17 protein-coding genes are annotated in these 19,254 nt (G+C 67.4%); 10 read left to right on the top strand and 7 right to left on the bottom strand.

Annotated features, from left to right (window positions below):
• Positions 1-151 precede the first annotated feature (151 nt).
• Positions 152-1,441, top strand: a complete 1,290-nt coding sequence (locus GRI75_RS11715) for a hypothetical protein (RefSeq protein ID WP_160747178.1) — start codon at positions 152-154, stop codon at positions 1,439-1,441.
• 65 nt (positions 1,442-1,506) lie between these two features.
• On the opposite strand, the gene ychF is transcribed toward GRI75_RS11715, so the two are convergent.
• Positions 1,507-2,607 carry a redox-regulated ATPase YchF gene (gene ychF, locus GRI75_RS11710; RefSeq protein WP_160747177.1) on the bottom strand — a complete coding sequence of 367 codons (1,101 nt, stop codon included), beginning with the start codon at positions 2,605-2,607 and terminating at the stop codon, positions 1,507-1,509.
• Positions 2,608-2,788: 181 nt separating this feature from the next.
• On the opposite strand from ychF, the gene GRI75_RS14465 reads away from it, so the two are divergent.
• On the top strand, positions 2,789-3,175 hold the full coding sequence (locus GRI75_RS14465) for a WGxxGxxG family protein (protein WP_202389734.1): 387 nt from the start codon (positions 2,789-2,791) through the stop codon (positions 3,173-3,175).
• 40 nt (positions 3,176-3,215) lie between these two features.
• Positions 3,216-3,422 (top strand): WGxxGxxG family protein, encoded by a 207-nt coding sequence (locus GRI75_RS11705; protein ID WP_160747176.1) that lies wholly within the window; start codon positions 3,216-3,218, stop codon positions 3,420-3,422.
• Between the two features lie 68 nt (positions 3,423-3,490).
• On the opposite strand, the gene pth is transcribed toward GRI75_RS11705, so the two are convergent.
• The 4 genes from pth to GRI75_RS11685 all read right to left on the bottom strand — a co-directional run bounded on the left by pth (position 3,491) and on the right by GRI75_RS11685 (position 6,862).
• The gene (gene pth, locus GRI75_RS11700; protein WP_160747175.1) at positions 3,491-4,060 is read right to left on the bottom strand and encodes an aminoacyl-tRNA hydrolase; all 570 of its coding nucleotides are present in this window, start codon (positions 4,058-4,060) and stop codon (positions 3,491-3,493) included.
• 137 nt (positions 4,061-4,197) lie between these two features.
• Positions 4,198-4,830: a 50S ribosomal protein L25/general stress protein Ctc gene (locus tag GRI75_RS11695; protein WP_160747174.1), complete on the bottom strand. Its 633-nt coding sequence runs from the start codon at positions 4,828-4,830 to the stop codon at positions 4,198-4,200.
• 281 nt (positions 4,831-5,111) lie between these two features.
• A complete protein-coding gene (locus GRI75_RS11690) occupies positions 5,112-5,966 on the bottom strand; it encodes a TraB/GumN family protein (protein ID WP_235911484.1) in 855 nt (284 codons plus the stop codon).
• A gap of 2 nt (positions 5,967-5,968) precedes the next feature.
• The gene (locus tag GRI75_RS11685) at positions 5,969-6,862 is read right to left on the bottom strand and encodes a TraB/GumN family protein (protein ID WP_160747172.1); all 894 of its coding nucleotides are present in this window, start codon (positions 6,860-6,862) and stop codon (positions 5,969-5,971) included.
• 117 nt (positions 6,863-6,979) lie between these two features.
• Here GRI75_RS11685 and GRI75_RS11680 point away from each other — a divergent pair, with 117 nt between their 5' ends.
• The 4 genes from GRI75_RS11680 (at position 6,980) to ppdK (ending at position 13,373) form a co-directional block, all read left to right on the top strand.
• Positions 6,980-7,879, top strand: a complete 900-nt coding sequence (locus GRI75_RS11680) for a glycine--tRNA ligase subunit alpha (RefSeq protein ID WP_160747171.1) — start codon at positions 6,980-6,982, stop codon at positions 7,877-7,879.
• The gene (locus tag GRI75_RS11675) at positions 7,876-8,349 is read left to right on the top strand and encodes an endonuclease domain-containing protein (protein ID WP_160747170.1); all 474 of its coding nucleotides are present in this window, start codon (positions 7,876-7,878) and stop codon (positions 8,347-8,349) included. The genes GRI75_RS11680 and GRI75_RS11675 overlap by 4 nt, the downstream gene beginning before the upstream one ends.
• Entirely contained in the window at positions 8,346-10,592 is a 2,247-nt protein-coding gene (glyS, locus tag GRI75_RS11670; RefSeq protein WP_160747169.1) for a glycine--tRNA ligase subunit beta, read from the top strand. Before GRI75_RS11675 ends, glyS begins: the two co-directional genes overlap by 4 nt.
• Positions 10,593-10,688: 96 nt before the next feature.
• A complete protein-coding gene (ppdK, locus tag GRI75_RS11665; protein WP_160747168.1) occupies positions 10,689-13,373 on the top strand; it encodes a pyruvate, phosphate dikinase in 2,685 nt (894 codons plus the stop codon).
• A 123-nt stretch (positions 13,374-13,496) separates the two neighbouring features.
• Here ppdK and GRI75_RS11660 read toward each other — a convergent pair whose 3' ends face one another.
• Positions 13,497-14,261 carry a methyltransferase domain-containing protein gene (locus GRI75_RS11660; RefSeq protein WP_160747167.1) on the bottom strand — a complete coding sequence of 255 codons (765 nt, stop codon included), beginning with the start codon at positions 14,259-14,261 and terminating at the stop codon, positions 13,497-13,499.
• 76 nt (positions 14,262-14,337) lie between these two features.
• Between GRI75_RS11660 and GRI75_RS11655 the strand changes: the two genes are divergently transcribed.
• The 3 genes from GRI75_RS11655 to GRI75_RS11645 all read left to right on the top strand — a co-directional run bounded on the left by GRI75_RS11655 (position 14,338) and on the right by GRI75_RS11645 (position 17,595).
• Positions 14,338-15,081: a ComF family protein gene (locus GRI75_RS11655; protein ID WP_160747166.1), complete on the top strand. Its 744-nt coding sequence runs from the start codon at positions 14,338-14,340 to the stop codon at positions 15,079-15,081.
• A gap of 350 nt (positions 15,082-15,431) precedes the next feature.
• Positions 15,432-15,812 carry a phosphoribosyl-AMP cyclohydrolase gene (gene hisI, locus GRI75_RS11650; protein ID WP_328597981.1) on the top strand — a complete coding sequence of 127 codons (381 nt, stop codon included), beginning with the start codon at positions 15,432-15,434 and terminating at the stop codon, positions 15,810-15,812.
• 16 nt (positions 15,813-15,828) lie between these two features.
• On the top strand, positions 15,829-17,595 hold the full coding sequence (locus GRI75_RS11645; RefSeq protein WP_160747164.1) for an acyl-CoA dehydrogenase C-terminal domain-containing protein: 1,767 nt from the start codon (positions 15,829-15,831) through the stop codon (positions 17,593-17,595).
• Here the strand turns inward: GRI75_RS11645 and GRI75_RS11640 are convergent.
• Complete coding sequence (locus GRI75_RS11640; RefSeq protein WP_160747163.1) at positions 17,592-18,968, bottom strand: FAD-binding oxidoreductase; 1,377 nt, start codon at positions 18,966-18,968, stop codon at positions 17,592-17,594. The genes GRI75_RS11645 and GRI75_RS11640 overlap by 4 nt on opposite strands.
• Positions 18,969-19,254 lie beyond the last annotated feature (286 nt).

Genomic DNA, 19,254 nt, shown 5'->3' with positions numbered 1-19,254 from the left:
TTCATTTAGGCGTAAAATCGGCATGTTCAATCGCCGTTCAGCGCCCGAACCCTAGGTTGAGGTTTGCAAATTCCTATCTGTCGCGGCAGGGATCCCCGCGCATCTGTTTAGATGGCCGATTGAGCCACAAGTCCCCCAGGAGAGATGTTTTATGGTTCGCAGTTCCACTCAGCTTTCTACGACCGTCCGCAAGCGCGGCCTCGGCGCGCGCCTGGCGCTTGCCGCCGTCCTGACCGGCGGCATGGTGCTCGGCAGCACCGCGCTGTCCGCTCCGGCCCACGCGCAGAACAAGAAGAGCAGCAAGCAGTCCAACACCAAGGCCTTCGTCGAAGCCTATCAGCCGATCGCGACGATCGCCAATGCCGAAGGCGGCGATTATGCCTCCGCCAAGGCCCAGCTCCCGAACGTGATGGCCGCCGTCGGCAACGAAAGCGATCGCTACGCCGCCGGCCAGCTCACGCTGCTGCTCGGCAACAAGCTGAAGGACAAGGCCCTCCAGCGCCAGGGGCTCGAAACGATGCTCGCCAGCGGAATGGTTCCCGCCGAGCAGATCGGGCAGATCCAGTTCTTCGTCGGCAATCTGGCCTTCGAAGCCAAGGACTGGAATGCCGCGCGCACCGCTCTGCAGGCTGCCGTGCAGGCCGGCTACACGGAGAACGATCCGCAGGGCCTCATCGTCGAGACCTATTTCGCCGGCGGGCAGCAGGCGGAAGGCCTGCAGTATCTCGGTAACTTGATCCAGACCCGCAAGGCGGCCGGCCAGACCGTTCCCGATGCATGGCTCCTGCGCGGGCTGAAGGTCGCCTACGAGGGCAACCTGGTCCAGCAGGCGAACGACTTCTCGGCACTGCTCGTGCGCAACAACCCAACCCCGCAGAACTGGGTCAACAGCCTGCAGGTGGTCAATGCGGTCAACAAGCTCGACCCGCAGGCCGAGCTCGATCTCCTGCGCCTGATGCGGGAGACCGGCGCGCTGAAGCAGAAGCAGGAATTCGCTGCCTATGTCGACGCGGCCGATCCGCGGCGCATGGCCAACGAAGTGCTCGCCGTGATCGAGGAATCGGTCGCTGCCGGCGCGTTCACCAAGCAGGATGCGTTCTACACCGAGACCAAGGCCCTCGCCAGCGGACGGGCCGACGCCGACCGCAAGGAAGCGCCGGCACTCGTGGGTGAAGCGCGCAAGTCGTCCAGCGGCGTTACCGCCCAGGGCGCCGGCGACGCGTTCTTCTCCTTCGGCGCCTATGCCGAAGCCGCCGACATGTACCAGGTGGCGCTGGAAAAGGGCGTGAAGGACCGCGAACTGGTCCTGACCCGTCTCGGCATCGCCCAGGCGCGGACCGGCCAGCTCGACAAGGCCCGGGCCAGCTTCACCCAAGTTGCCGGGGCGCGTGCTCCGGTGGCGAAGATGTGGCTCGCCTACCTCGACACCAAGGCCGGCTGAACGCCGCTGCCTTCGGGTGAATAAGGGGCGCGGGAGCTACGGCTCCCGCGCCCTTTTGCTATCGTTTAGACGTTGAACTTGAACAGCAGGACGTCGCCGTCCTGGACGACGTATTCCTTGCCTTCCTGGCGCAGCTTGCCGGCTTCGCGCGCGCGAGCTTCGCCGCCGAGGGCCACGTAATCATCGTAGGCGATGGTCTCGGCACGGATGAAGCCCTTCTCGAAGTCCGAGTGGATCTCGCCCGCCGCCTGTGGCGCCTTGGCGCCCGCGGGGAAAGTCCAGGCACGGGTCTCCTTCGGGCCGGCAGTGAAGAAGGTCCTCAGGTCGAGCAGCTGGTATCCGGCGCGGATCACGCGGGCGAGGCCGGTTTCCTCCAGCCCAAGGTCGGCGAGGTATTCCTGCCGCTCCGCCGGGTCCATCGCCACCAACTCCGCCTCGATCGCCGCCGAGACCACGACCGCCTGGGCACCTTCGGCTGCCGCCTTGGCGAACACCTGGTCGCTGAGCGCATTGCCCTTGGCGGCGTCTTCTTCGGAGACGTTGCAGACGTAAAGCACCGGCTTGGCGGTCAGCAGCTGCGCCTGCTGGAACATCCGCGCCTCCTCCTCGTCCTTCGGCTCGGTCAGGCGCGCCGGCTTGCCCTCGCGCAGCAGCTCGAGCGCCTGGCCGAGCACGCTGGCGGTGATCTTCGCCTCCTTGTCGCCGCCGGTCGCGCGCTTCTGCGCCGCGGGAACGCGCTTCTCCAGGCTTTCTAGGTCGGACAGCATCAGCTCGGTCTCGACCACTTCGGCATCGGCGATCGGATCGACCTTGTTGGCAACGTGCTGGATGTCGTCATCCTCGAAGCAGCGCAGCACGTGGACGATCGCGTCGACCTCGCGGATATTGCCGAGGAACTGGTTGCCGAGCCCTTCGCCCTTGCTGGCGCCCTTCACCAGGCCGGCGATGTCGACGAACGCGAGCTGCGTCGGGATGACCTTGGCCGAGCCCGCGATCGCAGCGATCTTCTCGAGCCGCTCGTCCGGCACGGCGACCTGGCCGACGTTCGGCTCGATCGTGCAGAACGGATAGTTCGCCGCCTGCGCCGCCTGCGTCTCGGTGAGGGCGTTGAAAAGAGTGGACTTGCCGACGTTCGGCAGCCCGACGATCCCGCAGCGGAAACCCATGACTTACTCCGGAGATGAGGTGTGGCGCGCCCGATAGGCTGGGCGCGGCGGAAAAGCTAGCTGCAACGGGCGCAGGACCTTCCCCGGCCGGCAGTGCAGCGCGTGGTGGGCGGGGCCCGTGCGGAACGGACCTGCTCGCACTCCGTTGTGCGGCCCGAGGGGGAAAGAAACAGGAGGACACATGCGCCGACTTTTCTACTGGCCTGCTACGGCCTTGATGCTCGTGAGCGCGCAAGCAGCGTTTGCTCAGGAACCGACTACCGACGATCCCGCCATTTCCGCCCAGACGACGACGGACACTGGCGTCGACGCCGAAGCCGACACAGCTGTCGACGCGGGCGCTACAACCACCACGACCGATCCGCTGGCCACTGACCCTATGGCAGTCGAGCCGATCGTATCCGAGACGACGACGATCACCACCACCACCGACGATCCCGCGCTCATGGCGGCCGACACGGACGATGACGACGGGGATTTCCCGTGGGATTTGCTCGGTCTGCTCGGCCTTCTCGGGCTCCTGGGGCTCAGGCGCCGCGATCACGACCATGTCCGCACTCGTCTCTGACGGGCCGGAACCGATACCTACGACATCAAGGAGAAGCGAAATGAAGCTTGTACTCGCACCGTTCGCCGCCGCCGCCATCCTCATCGCATCGCCCGTCGCCGCCCAGGAAATGGGCACGACCGACACGATGACGACGACCACCGAAGACGATGACGATTTCCCCTGGGGCCTGCTCGGCCTGCTCGGTCTGGCCGGCCTGATGGGCCGCAAGCGTCGGGACCACGATACGGTCGTCGATCGCCGCTAAGTAGACTGGACCGGTGCCCTGTCGCAGGCGATAGGGCACCGTTTCCGGCACGCCGCGCCCAACGCCACTCAGTCCTGCTGGCGCAGCGCGACATCACTCATGAAGCGGGCATCGTCGCCCTTCGCGAGCCAGTCTGCCTCGGCAGATATTGCGGCGAGCATGTCGGTCAGGTCGTCGATCTCGGCCTTGGCATAGTTTCCGAGCACATGGCCGGTCACCCGCTCCTTGTGGCCCGGGTGGCCGATCCCGATGCGCACGCGGCGAAAATCGGGCCCGAGATGCTGGTCGATCGAGCGCAGCCCGTTGTGCCCGGCCGTGCCGCCGCCGCGCTTCACTTTGACCTTGAAGGGGGCGAGGTCGAGCTCGTCGTGGAACACGGTCAGCGCGTCCGGCTCCAGCTTGTAGAACCGCAGCGCCTCGCCAACGGAGCGGCCGCTTTCGTTCATGAACGTCGCCGGCTTCAGCAACAGGACTTTCTCGCCGCCGACGCGCCCTTCCTGCAGCCAGCCCTGGAACTTCTTCTGCACCGGCCCGAAGCCGTGCAGCTCAGCGATGACGTCGCAGGCCATGAAACCGACGTTGTGCCGGTGCATCGCGTATTGCGGACCAGGATTTCCGAGGCCTACCCAAAGTTGCATGGGCCTCCGTCTAGCCGGACTTCCCGTGCAGGCAACCCTTCAGCACTCGAAGCAGGCCGACCAACGCTCAGGGCCCGCAAACAAGAACGCCGGCCGCGCGATTGCGGGCCGGCGCTCGTGTTCGCAAGGCGGAAGGATTACTCCTCGCCGGCCTTTTCTTCGACTGCTTCGGCTTCCCCTTCGGTTGCTTCGGCGCGCTTGAGCGCGGACGGGGCGACCAGGGTGGCGATGGTGAAGTCGCGATCGGTGATCGCGCTTTCGGAACCGTCAGGCAGCTTTACGCTGCTGATGTGGATCGAATCGCCGATGTCGAGGCCGGTGACATCGATCTGGATGTCGTCAGGGATCTTGTCGGATTCGCAAACCAGTTCGAGCTCGTGACGAACGACGTTGAGCACGCCGCCACGCTTGAGGCCGGGGCTTTCTTCCTCGTTCACGAACAGCACAGGCACTGCGACCTGGATCTTCGAGTCCTTCGAAAGGCGCAGGAAGTCCACGTGCAGCGGGCGGTCGGTGACGGGGTGGAACGCGACATCCTTGGGCAGGGCGCGAACGGTGTTGCCGCCGACTTCGATCATCACGATCGAGTTCATGAAGTGGCCGGTGCCGAGCTGGCGGACCAGCTCCTTTGCCTCGACGTGGATCGGGAGAGGTTGTTCCTTGCCGCCGTAGATCACGGCGGGGACACGGCCTTCGCGACGCAGAACTCGGGAGGCTCCCTTGCCAGCCCGTTCGCGCGTCTCGGCCGGCAGGGTCAGAGCGTCGCTCATCGTATGTGCCTTTCGAATTGCATGGATACAGTCCGCCACGCCTCCAGGGATGACCATAGCGGAGCCGCGCGCCTTAGTGGGGTAGGGCGCGGAATGCAAGCGTGTGTTCGCCGAGGGCGCGTTGGCGAGAATCCTCCCCGGGACGGGGAGGGGGAACGCCCGCGAAGCGGTGGTGGAGGGGGCCCGTGGCCTGGACAAACGGTTAAGCTAGGCCGCGCCCCCCCTCCGTCAGTCGCTACGCGACTGCCACCTCCCCATGAATGGGGAGGATTTGAGTGTAGCTACTGAACCCGCCGCACCTTGAAGCCCTTCGCCGCAAGCAGCGCCGGCAGCCCTTCGTCGCCCCACATGTGCGCAGCGCCGACAGCCACGAACGGCCGCTCGCCCCGTTTCAGCAGCGCCGCGACCCGCAAGGCCCAGGCACGGTTGCGGGCGAGTTGCAGAGCTTCGCGCAGTTCCGGATCGGCCAGGATGCCGGCCGTGGAATCCCGCTCCAGGGCAACCATGTCGCCGGTCAGCCAGGCGATGACCCGCCGGTCCTCGAAATCTCCCTCGGCATCGGCAGCGAGGCCGGTTAGCAGCTCGGCCTGTTCGAGGGCCGGGAGCCGGTCGAACATTCCGTACTGGTCTTCGAGGCTCTCCAGTCCCTCGACACGCTGGGCTTCGGCGATCAGCGCCCGGTCCACGCCGTTGCCGCTGTCGCTGCGCCGCACGGCATTGGCGAGCAGCAGCGCCGCGCCCCAGCTCTCGGTGTCGGAGAACGCATCCTCGTCCATTTCCGCCCGGTCAAGGAAGGCGGCGAGGGCGGGGCGATCGTCGGGTGGAACGCGCTGAGTGAGCGGCGGTAGGCCTGGTGTCGTCGACAGTCGCCGGAACACGGCCGCGGCCTTGTCGGCTTGGCCAAGCTCGGCCACTTCGACCACCAGCAGGCTCGAACGGGCGAATGCGTCATCCACCGTCGCGGTGCGCCACTCGGCGCCTTCGGGCAGCGAATGGATCGTGCCGAACAGCCAGCCACGCTCGCCGCCCAGGCCGGTTACTTCCCACAACGCGGGGGAGGGCTCAGGCCAGTCGCGATCCGGCTCCCCGCAGCCGGCCAGCGCCAGTGCACCGGCCAGCGCCAGCAGCCAGCGCATCGTCACTGCCAAACGCGGCGGACCTTCAGGCCCCGCTTCTTGAGGTAATCCTGTACGCTGTCCTTGCCGGCGAGATGCCCGGCGCCGACCGCCACGAACACCGTGCCCGGCTGCTGCAGGCGCGCGCCGATCCATTCGGCCCAGTTGGCGTTGCGGTCGGTCAGCAGGCGCTTGTGGAGCACCGGATCGGCCAGTTCGTCGTTGAGCAGGCGGGCGAGCTGGTCGGCATCGCCCTCCAGCCATTCCGCCACCATCGCGTCGAGCGTGCTGCTGGCGCTGGTCACCGATTCGGTGGTCTTGTCGAGAAATGCGAGCTGCGCTTCCATCGGCAGCCCGTCGAACAGCTCGATCTGCTGGTCCACAGTTTCCAACGCCGAGCGCTTCTTGCCGTCGGACCTGCCGCTCAGCGCCGCCTCGACTCCTGCCTGCGGGTCATAGCCAGCCTGCATGACCGGCAGCAGGGACAGGGTCATCGCCGCGTACCACGGCTCGAACCGGTCCATCGCCTCGACCGACAGGCCGAGGGCGACGAGAGCCTCCTCGAACTGCATGCGGTCTTCGGCGGTCATCAGCTCGCGCAGGCTCTGTCCCTGCGGCAGCAGCGCCCGCGTGGCGATCGCCTGCGCGTGGCTGGAGGCGTCCCCCAGCGAGATCTCGGTCACGAGCTCGTCCGAGCCTTCGTAGGCGCGGGCCACGGGCCCGGCGAACCACTGCTTGTCCTTCGGCAGGGCGTGGACGGTGCCGAAAAGGTAGATCGTCGTATCGGCGTCCGACACCTGCCACAGCGCCGGCCCGCGATAGGCGCCCTCCGTGCTGGCCGGCGGAGCCATCATCGGCACGCACGACGGCAGCAGCAAAGCGAGGACTGGCGCTAGAATGCGTCTAACTGCGGACATGAATTGGCAAACCCTGTTCGAATACGGCCTTATCTAGTGACGAACATGCCCCGCGGGTAGTGGCGTTCTGCAGCGCGGCATTGACGCTGTCGGGGCCATCCTGCAAAGCGCCGCGCCATGACCGCTCCCGGTGCGAAAAGCTTCCAGGACATGATCCTCGCGCTCCACGATTACTGGAGTGCGCAGGGCTGTCTGATCCTCCAGCCTTATGACATGCGGATGGGGGCCGGCACGTTCCACCCGGCCACCACCTTGCGCGCCCTCGGCCCGGAGCCGTGGAAGGCCGCCTACGTGCAGCCCAGCCGACGACCCACCGACGGCCGCTATGGCGAAAACCCCAACCGCCTGCAGCACTACTATCAGTATCAGGTGATCCTGAAGCCGAATCCGGACAACCTGCAGGAGCTTTACCTCAAGAGCCTGGAGGCGATCGGCATCGATCCGCTGAAGCACGATATCCGCTTCGTGGAGGATGACTGGGAAAGCCCCACGCTCGGTGCTTGGGGCCTCGGCTGGGAAGTCTGGTGCGACGGGATGGAAGTGACCCAGTTCACCTATTTCCAGCAGGTCGGCGGGTTCGACTGCAAGCCGGTCGCCGGCGAGCTGACGTATGGGCTCGAGCGCCTGGCGATGTACCTCCAGGGCGTCGACCGGGTCTACGACCTCTCGTTCAACGCCGAAGGGGTCACTTACGGGCAGGTGTTCCTGGAGAACGAGCGCGAGCAATCGAAGTACAACTTCGAGATCGCCGACACCGATCAGCTCTTCAAGGGCTTCCAGCACGCCGAGGCGGAAGCCCGGCGCTGCATCGAAGCCGGCATCCCGCTCGCCGCCTACGACCAGGCGATCGAGGCCAGCCATCTGTTCAACCTCCTCCAGGCCCGCGGCGTCATCAGCGTCCAGGAACGCGCCAGCTACATCGGCCGCGTCCGCGATCTCGCCAAGGGAAGCTGCGAAGCCTGGATCGCCAAGAACGAGGCGCAATGGGCCGAGAAATACCCGGGGTGGTCGGCATGAGCGATCCCAATCATAATCCTCCCCGGGACGGGGAGGGGGACCGCGCGAAGCGCGGTGGAGGGGGGTTGCCTCCCTCACTCCGGCGCGCCGAAGTCTACACAGCCCGCCGCCAGCGCCGTGAGATGTCACTCCCTGAGGTCCTGCTCTGGCGTGAGTTGAAGGGCCAAGCTGGCGGTCTACGCATTCGCAAGCAGCATCCGATCCCGCCATATTTCGCCGACTTCTATTGCGCCGCTGCGAAGCTTGTGATCGAGATCGACGGTATCGCCCACGACATGGGTGATCGCCTCGCACGCGACGTTGAGAGAGACTTGTTCCTGAAAGGCAAAGGGTACCATGTCGTGCGGATTCCAGCATCTGAGGTGCTGTCGAACGCTGGCGCGATAGCTCAAGCGATAGCGCGAATGGCCGACCCCCTCCGTCAGTCGCTACGCGACTGCCACCTCCCCATGAATGGGGAGGATCTATGAGCGACTTCCTCCTCGAGATCCGCTGCCAGGAAATTCCTGCGCGGATGCAGGCCGGCGCGCGCGCCGATCTCGACAGGCTGTTCCGTAAGGAGATGGAGGCCGCCGGCGTAACGTTCGGGCAGGTCACCGTGTGGTCGACCCCGCGCCGCCTGGCGCTGATTGCCCGCGATCTGCCCGCGGCCACGCAGGCCATTCGCGAGGAAGAGAAAGGCCCGCCCGTCGGCGCGCCCGATCAGGCGATCGACGGCTTCTGCCGCAAGAACGGCGTGAGCCGCGAGCAGTTGCAGGTGCGCGAGCTCAAGGGCCGTGAGACGTACTTCGCGGTCAAGGACGTTGCCGGCCGCGCGGTCCGGGACGTTCTCGCCGAGGCGATCCCGGCGATGATCCGCGCATTCCCCTGGCCCAAATCGATGCGCTGGGGCCCGGCCTCGCTCACTACCGAGAGCCTGCGCTGGGTGCGCCCGCTGTCCGGCATCGTCGCCATCTTCGGCGAGGATCTGGTGGAGTGCGAGGTTGGCGGCATCGCCAGCGGCTACGCCACGCTCGGCCACCGCTTCCACTGCCCGGGCCCGATCACCATCGGCTCGGCCGCCGATTACCAGGAAAAGCTGCGCGCCTGCCACGTGATCGTCGATCATTCCGAACGGCAGGACCTGATCCGCGAGGAAGCGCGCTTCGCCGCGACCGACGCCGGGCTCGTCCTGGTGGAGGACGAAGGCCTGGTGATCGAGAACGCCGGCCTCACCGAATGGCCGGTCCCGCTGCTCGGCCGTTTCGACCAGAGCTTCCTCGACGTTCCGCCGGAAGTGATCCAGCTCACCGCCCGGGTGAACCAGAAGTATTTCGTGTGCGAGAACGACGGCCAGCTCGCCAACGCCTTCGTCTGCACCGCCAACATCGAGGCTGCGGACGGCGGCGCCGCTATCGTCGACGGCAACCGCAAGGTCCTTGCCGCCCGCCTGAGCGACGCGCGCTTCTTCTGGGAGCAGGACCGCAAGGTGCCGCTCGCGCAGCAGGCCAAGAAGCTCGAGCGGATCACTTTCCACGAAAAGCTCGGCACCGTCGCCGACAAGGTCGAGCGCGTGGCCAAGCTGGCCCGCTGGCTGGTGGAAGAGGGTATCGTAAAATCCTCCCCAGGACGGGGAGGGGAGGATCCTGAGCACCTCGCCGACATGGCCGAACAGGCTGCCCGCCTCGCCAAGGCCGATCTCGTTACGGAAATGGTCGGCGAGTTCCCCGAGTTGCAGGGCCTGATGGGCGGCTACTACGCTCGCGCGGAGGGCCTGCCGGCGGAAGTCGCCGATGCGATCCGCGATCACTACAAGCCGGTTGGGCAGGACGATGACGTGCCCACCGCGCCGGTAACGGTGGCGGTCAGCCTGGCGGACAAGCTCGACACGCTCGTCAGCTTCTTCGTGATCAAGGAGCGGCCTACCGGCTCGCGGGATCCTTTCGCCCTGCGGCGCGCCGCGCTGGGGATCATCGAGATCGTCCTTCGCAATGGCCTGCGTCTCGAGCTGGACTATGCGGCTGCCAAGGCAGGGCAGGCGCTCTCGGCACAGAACGAAGGCCGGGTTGGGGCGGAGGCCAATGCCGCCTGGATTGCGGAGCACCTTACCGCCGAGCTGTTCCGCGCGGTGCCCGAGTTCTTCGTCGACCGGCTGAAGGTTCAGCAGCGCGAAGCTGGGGTCCGGCACGATGTGATCGATGCGGTGTTCATGCTTGGAAAGCTCAAGGATGATCTCGTGGGAAACCTCGCCCGAGTGAAGGCCCTGCAGAACTTTGTCGCCACGGAAGACGGCGCCAACCTGCTCGCCGCCTACAAGCGTGCGGCCAATATCCTCAAGAAGGAGGACTGGCACGGGCTGGAAGGCGAGATCGCGCAGACCGGCGAGGAAGATCCGCTGGCCCTGGTCGACGATCCCGATCTCGCGCCCGTGATTGCCGCCAAGATGGCGGAGCGGCACCGGAAAGAGCTTTCCTACAAGCCTGAGCCTGCGGAGCAGGCGCTGGTCGATGCGCTGGACTTCGCGGCGCCGAAAGCGGCGGCGGCGGTGGAGGCGGAAGACTTCGAAGCGGCGATGGCAGCGCTCGCCAGCTTGCGCGCGCCGATCGACCGGTTCTTCGACGAAGTAACTGTAAATGACGACGATTCCGCCAAGCGCGGCGCCCGGCTGGACCTGCTCGCCAGGTTCCGCGCCGCCGTGCACGAGGTGGCCGATTTCTCGCGGATCGAGGGCTAAGGCCCCCGGCACCTAGAAGGTGCAACCTGCCGGTCGGCGGGTCATTCGCTCGGGAAATCATCAGGTTGGAAGTGATTCTTCAAGGGGCTCGATCGAATGCAGACTGTCTACACCTTCGGCGGTGGCGCCAACCATGACGATCCGCGAGCAAGGGACAAGACGGTCACAGGCGGCAAGGGCGCCAACCTCTCCGAGATGGCCTCGATCGGCCTGCCGGTTCCGCCGGGCTTCACAATCACCACCGAGGAGTGCGTCCGCTACCTGCAGCATGGCGCGGATTTCTCCGACGATCTCAGAAGAGAAGTAACCAAGGCGCTGATCCATATCGAAAACACCGTCGGCAAGCGTTTCGGCGATGCGGCCGATCCGCTGCTCGTCTCGGTGCGCTCCGGCGCGCGGGTCTCGATGCCCGGCATGATGGACACCGTGCTCAACCTCGGCCTCAACGACGAGACGGTGAAAGGGCTCGCCGCCGTCTCCGGCGACGACCGCTTCGCGTGGGACAGCTATCGCCGCTTCATCCAGATGTACTCCGACGTCGTTCTCGGCCTCGATCACGGGCTGTTCGAGGAAGCGCTGGAGATCGCCAAGGAAGACCGCGGCTACTTCACCGATACCGAGATGAACGCCGCCGACTGGCGCTCGCTGGTTGCCGAGTACGAGGCGATCGTGAAGCGCGAACTGGGGCAGCCTTTCCCGCAGGACGTGCAGGCGCAGCTCTGGGGCGCGATCGCGGCGGTGTTCGATAGCTGGGACTCCGAGCGCGCCAAAGTCTACCGCCGGTTGAACGACATCCCGGGGGACTGGGGCACGGCGGTCAACGTCCAGGCGATGGTCTTCGGCAACATGGGCGATACCAGCGCCACCGGCGTGGCCTTCACCCGCGACCCATCGACGGGCGAGAAGGCCTATTACGGCGAATGGCTTGTCAACGCGCAGGGTGAAGACGTCGTCGCCGGCATCCGCACCCCGCAATATCTGACGCGCAGGGCCCGCGAGCTGTCGGGCTCCGACAAGCCGAGCATGGAAGAAGCGATGCCGGAGGCATTCGCCGAGCTCGCCCGCACGTTCGAGCTGCTCGAACGCCACTACCGCGACATGCAGGACATCGAGTTCACCGTCGAGCGCCGCAAGCTGTGGATGCTGCAGACCCGTTCCGGCAAGCGCACCGCAAAGGCGGCGCTGAAGATGGCCGTCGACATGGCGGCCGAAGGGCTGATCGACGAGAAGACCGCCATCCTGCGCGTCGACCCTATGGCGCTCGACCAGTTGCTCCACCCGACCCTCGATCCCGAGGCCCCTCGCGACGTCCTCGGGAAGGGCCTGCCGGCCAGCCCCGGGGCCGCAAGTGGCAAGATCGTGCTCGACGCCGATACCGCCGAGACCTGGTCCGCGAAAGGCGAGAAGGTCGTCCTGGTGCGGGTCGAAACGAGCCCGGAGGACATTCACGGCATGCACGCCGCGCAGGGCATCCTCACTGCGCGCGGCGGAATGACCAGCCATGCGGCGGTCGTCGCCCGCGGCATGGGCCGTCCCTGCGTCTCGGGCGCATCGCAGATCTCGATCCAGCTGTCGGAACGGACGCTGACCGTCGGCGCCGCCCAGCTCATGGAAGGCGACACGATCACCATCGACGGCGCAACCGGGGAGATCATGCGCGGCCAGGTGCCGACGATCGAGCCCGAGCTGGCCGGCGACTTCGGCACGTTGATGGAGTGGGCCGACCGGCACCGACGGATGAAAGTCCGCACCAACGCCGAAACGCCCGACGATTGCCGCAAGGCGCGCCAGTTCGGCGCCGAGGGCATCGGCCTATGCCGCACCGAGCACATGTTCTTCGACGCGGCGCGGATCAGCGCCGTGCGCCAGATGATCCTGGCGGAGAACGAGGCCGGGCGCCGCAGGGCCCTGGCCAAGCTGCTGCCCGAACAGCGCAGCGATTTCGTCGAGATCTTCACCACGATGGCCGGGCTGCCGTGCACGATCCGGCTGCTCGATCCGCCGCTGCACGAATTCCTGCCGCAAGCCGACGCCGACTTCGAGGAGCTGTCCCGGACGCTCGAGGTCAGCATCGATCACCTGCGGCGCCGTGCGGCGGAGCTGCACGAGTTCAACCCGATGCTCGGCCACCGCGGCTGCCGCCTCGGCATCACCTATCCCGAGATCTACGAGACGCAGGCACGGGCGATCTTCGAGGCTGCATGCCAGGTGACTGCCCGCGGCGGCGAGCCAGTCGTGCCCGAGATCATGATCCCGCTCGTCGGCACCCGGCGCGAGCTGGCGATCCTGCGCAAGCTGGTCACCGAGACCGCCGCCCAGGTGTTCGCCGAGCGGGAGATGCAGCTCGACTACCTCATCGGCACGATGATCGAGCTGCCGCGCGCGGCACTGATGGCCGGCGAGATCGCCCAAGAGGCGCGGTTCTTCTCGTTCGGCACCAACGACCTGACGCAGACGACCCTAGGCCTCAGCCGCGACGACGCGGCCAATTTCCTGTCTGCTTATGTCGAGAAGGGCATCTACGCCCGCGACCCGTTCGTCAGCCTCGACATCGAAGGCGTCGGCCAGCTCATCTCGCTGGCGGCAGAGCGGGGCAGGGCGGCCCAGCCGGGCATCAAGCTCGGCATCTGCGGAGAGCATGGCGGCGATCCGGCCAGCATTGCCTTCTGCGAAAGCCTCGGCCTCGATTACGTCAGCGCCTCCCCTTACCGCGTGCCGATCGCCCGGCTGGCGGCGGCGCAGGCGGCGTTGCGCTCGCATCCTTCGACAAGCTCAGGATGAACGGGTGTGGGTGAGGGATTGCGATAAGCGGAGGGGGTGAGGAAGCCGTCGTGAACGGATGTTCTGAGGCCGCTCAACTATCCCCATACCCGTTCGTGCTGAGCCTGTCGAAGCACGCAGGCGCTACGTCCCCCGCAAGGACCGCCGGCCGCTGAGCGTCAAAATCTCGAAGGTCTCGACCACCCGACCGTCTGGTCCGGCGGCCTGCAGAAACGCGGCTCGGGCCCGTTCCAGCGCCGCTTTCCCGAGCGCCGGTGCAGGCGAGGCGAGGGCGCTGCCGAGCCCCTGGTCGCGCAAGTCGCCGACCAAGCGGTCGAGCGAGCGGTAGGAGACGCGAAGCGTGCGGCAGTCGGCCACCGGCTCCGCCCACCCGGCGCGTTGCAGCAACTGGGCGGCCGCGCGGATATCGACCATCGGGTGCATCCGCGCCGCCGGCCTCTCGCCGTCGCCGGCGAACATCGCGGCACGCAAGTGCCCCAGGCTGCCGGCTCCGACGAACGAGGCGATCGCCCGCCCGCCCGGCTTCAGCGCCTCCCGGATGTGGATCAGCGCCCCCGGCAAGTCGTTGACCGTGTCCAGCGTGCCCAGGCTGGCGATCAGGTCGAACTCGCTCTGCGGATAAGGCTGCTCCTCATCCAGCTCGTGCACATCCGCCCGCGCGACCTCCGCCCCCTGCTGCTCCAGGGCCGCCCCGAGCGAACCGCTCCAATCCCCCACCACCAGCGTCCTGCCCGGCTCGTGCCGCACGAACGACAGCCGGTCGAGCACGTCCTCGACCATGTCCTCGATCACGAAGCGCGCGGCATCGGGCCGCATCTGCCGGGCCGCAATGCGCGCGCGAACCGCGCGGCGGCGGGCCGGGTCGAAAATCCTGGGAGGGGTAGCCATGCCGCGGTCCTGCCTCGCCGGAGCGGAGGGTGCAAGGCCGCTTGCGGCAGGGTCTGCGCCGGGGCAGCATGCGGCGATGCTGCGCCAGGCCATCGCCCCGCTGGTCGATCTCGTCTACCCGCCGCGCTGCCCGCTCTGCGGAGAGGGGCTGGCGGCGCAAGGCGGGCTCTGTCCCGCGTGCTGGCAGGACCTGGCAATTCCGGGCGAACCGGCCTGCATGCTATGCCAGCGACCCTACGGTGAAAGCACGCTGGCAGGAACGATCTGCGCCCCCTGCCTCGCCGAACCGCCGCAGCACGACGGGATCGCCGCCGGCACGCTCTACAACGAAGCTTCGCGCAAGCTGGTGCTCGCCTTCAAGCACGGCCGGCGCATCGCGCTGGCGGGCCTTCTCGCCAGGCTGGTCGCCGCGCGGCTGCCGCAACTGCAAGGCGAGTGGCTGGCCGTCCCGGTGCCGCTCCACCGCCGCCGCCTATGGCAGCGCGGGTTCAACCAGTCGGCCCTGATCGCCGGAGAGCTGTGCAAGCTTACCGGGGCCCGCCTGCTGGTCGATGGCCTGGTCCGGCGCAAACCCACCCCGGTCCTCGGCGGGCTCGGCCGGAAGGCTCGCGCGCGGGCCCTGTCCGGCGCCATCGCGGTGAACCCCCGCCGTGCCGACCGGCTCAAGGGCGCGCAGATCTTGCTGGTCGACGACGTGATGACCAGCGGCGCCACAAGCGCGGCCTGCGTCTCCGCCATCAAGCGAGGCGGAGCGGAGAAGGTCGTCGTCGCCTGCTTCGCCAGGGTGCTCGACGAAGCGCTGGAGCACGCGGGCCCATGATAGCGAGGGGGCCCATAAGCAAAACGCCCGGGGGTTGGCCCCGGGCGTTCGCGTGACGAATATCGCTGGATCGAGGCAACACCCCCCAGTGGATGCCGCAACCCAAACCCTCATGTTTCGGCCCGTCAAATTTGATCGGGTACCGAGACCCCCCATACCTTGGCGCATTCCGGCGCTACCGGTGTGGACTCGCAGCTCGTCAAAGCCGCTGACGCATTCATTTCATTGAACGGTTGCCGACAAAAGCGCCTTCGTTGCCCGCCATGGATTTTGCCGTTCATCTGTGGTTATCGTGCAACAAGCTGGCGCCGTTTCCCGCGTGCCGCGCAACAGACTGAAAGGAACGCGCCATTTCCGGCACCGACAGCCCGCGGAGCGAGCAAGAGGAAGGCCGTGCCTTCATGCCCAAGTTCGACGCAGCGGGGTTGCTTTCCGCGATCGTCCAGCACGCAGAGACGGGCGAGATCCTGATGTTCGCCTTCATGGACCGGGAGGCGCTCGACAAGACCCGCGAGACCGGCTTGGCCCACTTCCATTCGCGCAGCCGCGGCCGGCTGTGGATGAAGGGCGAGAGTTCCGGCCATGTCCTGCGCGTGCAGCAGGTGCTGGTCGATTGCGACCAGGACGCGCTGGTGGTCGAGGCCTTGCCCGAAGGGCCGGCGTGCCATACCGGCGCGCGCAGCTGCTTCTACCGCGCTTTGGAGGGCGACGAGCTCCGGCGCATCGACTGACGGGACTCAGACGCCAATGCCGAGCTATACCCCACCCGCGCGCGACACGCGCTTCGTCCTGACCGAACTGCTGCGGATCGGAGACCATGCCGACCTGCCGGCGTTCGCGATGGTCGACAGCGAGCTGCTCGAAACGATCGTGGACGAGGCCGGCCGCTTCGCCGCCGAGGTCATCGCACCGCTTAACCGCACCGGCGACCTCGAGGGCTGCACCCGCCTTCCCGATGGCTCCGTGACCACCCCGGCCGGCTTCCCGGAAGCCTACCGCGCCTATGCCGAGTCGGGCTGGGGCACGCTGGCCCTGCCGGAGGAAATCGGCGGGCAGGGCATGCCGCACGTCTTGGCGACCGTGGTCGAGGAGTACCTCAACTCCGCCTGCCACGCCTTCAACATGTACCCCGGCCTGACCCACGGCGCCGTCGCCGCGCTGCGGGCGACCGGCAGCGAGGAGCTGAAGGCGCGCTACCTGCCGAAGCTCGTTTCGGGCGAGTGGCTCGGGACGATGGCGCTGACCGAAGCGCACTGCGGCACCGACCTTGGCCTGATCCGCACGCGGGCCGAGCCGCAGGAAGATGGCAGCTACCGGATCAGCGGCGAGAAGATCTTCTGCTCCGGCGGGGAGCAGGACCTCACGGAGAACATCGTCCACCTCGTCCTCGCCAAAGTGCCGGGTTCGCCGGAAGGATCGCGCGGGATCTCGCTGTTCCTCGTGCCGAAGATACTGCCGGACGGAGCGCGCAATGCCGCCACTTGCGGCTCGATCGAGCACAAGATGGGCGTACACGGCAGCGCGACTTGCGTCATGAATTTCGACGGCGCCACGGGTTGGCTCGTCGGCGAGGAGAACGCCGGGCTGGCGGCGATGTTCATCATGATGAACGCCGCGCGCCTGAGCTGCGGCAACCAGGGCCTGGCGCAGGCCGAGCTCGCTTACCAGAACGCCGCCCTCTACGCGCTCGACCGGCGCCAGGGCAGGGCGCCTACGGGGCGGGCGGAGCCGGGAGCCGCGGCCGATCCGATCGTGGTTCATCCCGACGTGCGGCGCATGCTGATGGATGCGCGGGCCTTCACCGAAGGGTTCCGCGCACTCGTGCTGTGGACCTCACTCCAGATCGACCTGTCGCACCACGCGGCGAGCGAGGGAGAGCGGACCGCCGCCGATGCCCTGGTCGGCTTCCTCACGCCAGTCATCAAGGGCTTCGGCACCGACCGTGGGTTCGAAACCGCAGTGGCCATGCAGCAGTGCTTCGGCGGCCATGGCTACGTCGCCGAATGGGGCATGGAGCAGATCGTCCGCGATGCGCGGGTGGCGATGATCTACGAAGGCGCGAACGGGGTCCAGGCCCTCGATCTCGCCGCGCGCAAGCTGGCGCGGGACAATGGCGTCGTGGCGGAGCGGTTCCTCGCGCTGGTCGAAGCCGCCTGCGACGGCGCCGACGCGGAGCTCGGGTTCATCGCCGCGCCTCTGCGCGAGGCCGTGCACGAAACGCGCGAGGCCGCCCGCTGGCTGATCGACAACGCGGCAGGCGATCCGCACACGATCGGCGCGGGGTCCTACGCCTTCATGCAGTTGATCGGCACGCTCGCACTGGGGTGGATGTGGCTGCGGATGGCGGTCGTGGCGCAGGGCAATGAGGACGACCCGTTCTACGCCGCCAAGCTGGTCACCGCGCGCCACTATGCCGAACGCAGCCTGCCGGACTGCACGGCGCTCTGCCGCAAGGTCGTGGCCGGCGCCGAGACGCTGATGGCGCTGCCGGCGGAGCAATTCCTCCGCGACTAGGGAAAGCCGAAGAACAGGCCCTGCGGATCGTAGCGGCTCCGCACCTCGGCCAGCCGCTCGAGAGCACCAGGGGTGAAACACTCCGCCAGGCGCTCCGGCCCCGCCGCCAGGGAGGCTTCGCCGACGTAGCGGGCGGTGCGGTAGGGCGCGAGGGCCAGGTCCACCGCGCGCACCCACTCGAACTGCGCTTCGTCGTTGGCCGGATCGTCCCACATCGCATAGATCCCGATCCCGGTCCCGCCGCCGACCGACAGCGCGCTCTCCCGCTCGTCCGGGCGGGCGGCGACATGCCCGCTGCCGCCGAGCGCGAAGATGTTGATTGTGGAGGCCTTGCCCGGCGCCTGGGCGTGCGGCTGCAGCGCAAGTAGCAAGTCGCCCAGCGGAGCTTCGCTCCATACGTGATCGGCCGCGACTCGCTTGCCGGATGGCACCGCCGACAGCCGGGTCAGGTCGGCGAAGTGGATGTCCTTGTACTCGGGCGGCTCGAACGCGTTGGCGTGCTGCGGCGGCGAGGCGAAGGAGGCGATCTTCGCGCGGGCCTCCTCGCGCGTCGAACCCGTTGCCGAGACGCGGACGATAATCGACGGCTCGCCGCTTTCGTGGTGAGGACCGACCAGGCAGGTCATTTCCGCGCCTTGCGCCGCGCTGCGCAGCGCCTCTCCGAGCCAGGGTGCGAGGGTCGGCGCGCTGGCCGCGGTGAAGCTGCCGCTCCAGTAGCAGGCCGCATCGGGCAGCCGGTGCAGCCGCAGCCTGTATCCGGTAACGACCGCGAAGAAACCGCAGCCTGCGCCGCGCGCGGCCCAGAACAGGTCGGTATGATCCTCGGCAGTAGCGATGATCGCCTCGCCATCGGCCACCACCATCTCGATCGCTTCGACGTTTGCGATGGCCGGGCCCCAGCAGCCCGAGTTCCACCCGAAACCGCCGCTGAGGATGTAACCGCTCAGCGCCACGTCGGCGCAGTGCCCGATCGGAAACCCAAGGCCCTGCTCCGACAGCCGCTCGATCAGCTCGCCGCCGAGGGCGCCGGCTCCGACCCATGCGGTCAGGCTGTCCCGATCGATCTCGATGCGGTCGAGGCAGCCGAGGTCCAGCAGCAAGCTCCCGTCGCGCAGCGCCGCCGCCTCGTAGTTGTGCCCGCCGCCGCGCGGCGAGACCTTCAGGCCGTGCCCCGCAGCGAAGCGGACCGCCGCCTGCACCTGCTCGGCCGACTTGGCGACCACGATCGCCGCCGGGGCCCGTGCCTTGTCGAGCCGCTTGTTCCAGGTAATCCGCTCCCGCGCCTCGTCGTAACCGTCGCTTTGACGCGTTATGACCTCGCCGACGAGCGGCTCCAGTTCGGCGAAGGAAAGAGGTTCGGAAACAGTGGCCATGCGGTCGTGGCTAAGCGCGCGGGGGAGCGAACCGTTCCAGCCTGTAAGGCGCCCACCGCAGCCCACCCGTCACCCTGAACTTGTTTCAGGGCCCATCCCTCCACCCGCACGGACCTGCGCCAAGAGGCACCATGGATGCTGAAACGAGTTCAGCATGACGGGGAAATAGGCCAGCCGCAACCTTTGCTAACCCCGCCTCCACCCTCTCTCGTCACCCTGAACTTGTTTCAGGGCCCATCCCTCCACCCGCACGGACCTGCGCCAAGAGGCACCATGGATGCTGAAA

This window comes from Croceibacterium soli (assembly GCF_009828065.1).
Lineage (GTDB): Bacteria > Pseudomonadota > Alphaproteobacteria > Sphingomonadales > Sphingomonadaceae > Croceibacterium_B > Croceibacterium_B soli.
This window is presented reverse-complemented; position numbering and strand designations above follow the sequence as displayed.